Here is a 1849-nt window from a genome sequence, read left to right as displayed (position 1 = left end):
GACAGAACCTGCATGCGCCTGACGATTCCTGTCTACAGTTTGAGCTTGTCGATCATGTCCTGGGTGACAAGGCAAATGCCCTTCTCCGAGACGCGGAAGCGCTTGGCGTCAAGGGCGGCATCCTCGCCGACCACCAGCCCTTCCGGGATGCGCACGCCGTGGTCGATGACGACGCGCTTCAGCCTGGCGTTGCGGCCGACATGCACGTCCGGCAGCATGACGACTTCTTCCAGCGTCGAATAGGAGTTGATGCGCGCGCCGGTGAAGATCAGGCTTCGCTTCAGCGTCGCGCCGGAGACGATGCAGTCGCCCGAGACCAGCGAGGAAACCGCGGAGCCGCGCCTGCCATCCTCGTCATGCACGAACTTTGCCGGCGGCTTCAATTCGGCATAGGTCCAGATCGGCCAGTCGCGGTCGTAGAGGTCGAGCTCGGGAGTGACGTCGGTCAGGTCGATGTTGGCTTCCCAATAGGCGTCGACGGTGCCGACGTCGCGCCAATAGGCCTCGTTCTCGGCGGTCGAGCGCACGCAGGACTTGGCGAAGCGGTGCGCGATCGCCTTACCGTGCTGGACGATATAGGGGATGATGTCCTTGCCGAAGTCGCGGCTGGAGCCGGGCTCGGCGGCGTCACGGCGCAGCTGCTCCATCAGGAACTTGGTCTTGAACACATAGATGCCCATCGAGGCCAGGGCGAAATCCGGCTTGTCGGGGATGCCGGGCGGGTCGGCGGGCTTTTCGATGAATGAGATGATAGTGTCCTTGGCATCGACATGCATGACGCCGAAACCGGTCGCTTCCATGCGCGGCACTTCGAGGCAGCCGACGGTGACGTCGGCATTGGCGTCGACATGCTGGCGCAGCATCAGCTCGTAGTCCATCTTGTAGATGTGGTCGCCGGCCAGGATCACCATGTATTCGGGGCCATAGGCCTCGATGATGTCGATGTTCTGGTAGACCGCGTCCGCCGTGCCCTCATACCACTGCGTCTCCGAGACGCGCTGGCTGGCCGGCAGGATGTCGAAGCTCTCGTTTCGCTCTGGGCGCAGGAAGTTCCAGCCGCGCTGCAGGTGGCGAATCAGCGAATGTGCCTTGTACTGGGTGGCGACGCCAAGGCGGCGAATGCCGGAGTTCAGCGCATTGGACAGCGCGAAATCGATGATGCGCGTCTTGCCGCCGAAATAGACCGCGGGCTTGGCGCGCCGGTCGGTCAATTCCTTGAGACGGCTGCCGCGCCCGCCGGCCAGCACATAGGCCATAGCGTCGCGTGCCAGCGGCTGGGTTCTTTTCAAGTCTGCCATTTTTACCCTCCCAAATTACCAGTGTGCGGCATCGTTCAGTCCGGGACAAATTCGAGCATGATCGTCGACAGCGGCGGCAAAAGCATCGTCGCCGATACGCCTCCTCCTTCCGCCCTGGCCTCGACCACGCCGCCATTGCCCTTGCCCGAACCGCCATAATCCGAGGCGTCGGTGTTGATGATCTCGCGCCAGCTGCCGGCCTTCGGCAGCGGCACGCGGTAATTGTCGCGCGGCACCGGCGTGAAATTGGAGATGACGGCGATCGGATTGCCGTCCGGCGCGCTGCGCAGCCAGGCGAACACCGAATTCTCGCTGTCGTCGACGATCAGCCAGGAAAAGCCGTCCGGCTCACAGTCGCGCGCATGCAGCGCCGGACGCGAGCGGTAGAGGTAATTGAGGTCGCGCACTACCTGCCAGATACCGCGATGCGGAGCGTGGTCAAGCAAGTCCCAGTCTAGCGCTCGCGCCTCGCTCCATTCGCGGCGCTGCGCGAATTCCTGGCCCATGAACAAAAGCTTCTTGCCGGGATAGCCCCACATGAAGGCGTAGTA

Annotated in this window: 2 protein-coding genes; both read right to left on the bottom strand. The window is 63.1% G+C overall.

Going from position 1 to position 1849, the window contains the following annotated elements; all coding sequences use genetic code 11:
* Positions 1-32: 32 nt before the first annotated feature.
* Positions 33-1298 (bottom strand): glucose-1-phosphate adenylyltransferase, encoded by a 1266-nt coding sequence (gene glgC / locus EOA33_RS34435; protein ID WP_126055820.1) that lies wholly within the window; start codon positions 1296-1298, stop codon positions 33-35.
* A gap of 35 nt (positions 1299-1333) precedes the next feature.
* The coding region (locus tag EOA33_RS34430; protein WP_190234475.1) for an alpha amylase C-terminal domain-containing protein at positions 1334-1849 on the bottom strand (516 nt) is incomplete at its 5' end.

Origin of the sequence: Mesorhizobium sp. M4A.F.Ca.ET.050.02.1.1 (genome assembly GCF_003997725.1) — a bacterium.
In the GTDB taxonomy this organism is placed as follows: Bacteria; Pseudomonadota; Alphaproteobacteria; order Rhizobiales; family Rhizobiaceae; genus Mesorhizobium.
This window is presented reverse-complemented; position numbering and strand designations above follow the sequence as displayed.

Bases quoted from the DNA above. Each gene is read 5' to 3' on its own strand.
- glgC (WP_126055820.1), bottom strand. From the start codon at position 1,298: ATGGCAGACTTGAAAAGAACCCAGCCGCTGGCACGCGACGCTATGGCC.